The following is a 575-nucleotide window of genomic DNA, read 5'->3' on the forward strand; positions in this document are numbered from 1 at the left end:
ATAAGCATGTTCTCGCCTACGAAGTATTGGTTTGGTGCGTCTTCGTCGGTCAGCGTTACGATGCTGCCGTTTTCATCCCAAGTGAAGTGGCCTTCTGATTTGAACTTGCCATCTTCTTTGTCTTGGTAGTTTTGCTCAAGCACGTAGCTGCCATCTTGATTTAGCGTCAGAGTTACGTCGATGCCTGCGCAATCAGCACATGGTAGTGTGCCTTTGTAAACGCCATTCCAATCTAGCGCGTTTTTCGCGTTGTGTTCTGAGTCTACAAACGTTTCTGTAGTGATCACTTGTTCTTCTTCCACTGGTACTGCATCGACAGGCAATTTAGTGTCAGTGACTTCCATTTCTACTGCTTGAGGAGCTTCAACTGCACTTGTTTCTACTGGTTTCTCGTCTTGACAGCCTGCAAGAATAATTACCGCACCAGGTAACGCCAACATTGTCTTTTTCATTTTATCCCTCTTTAAATCAAGATTTTGTATGCCGTTAATATTAGCCCTGTTTCCGACGTTTACGTCATAACAAAGCAATAGAATGATCTATCTGTGTCAATAAAACCGGTGTTTTTGGCGCTA

1 protein-coding gene is annotated in these 575 nt (G+C 43.7%); it reads right to left on the reverse strand.

Annotated features, from left to right (window positions below; all coding sequences use genetic code 11):
• The coding region (locus R7093_RS26950) for a copper resistance protein NlpE (RefSeq protein ID WP_318147240.1) at window positions 1–452 on the reverse strand (452 nt) is incomplete at its 3' end.
• Window positions 453–575: the final 123 nt, after the last annotated feature.

Source organism: Vibrio sp. 1580 (assembly GCF_033340055.1).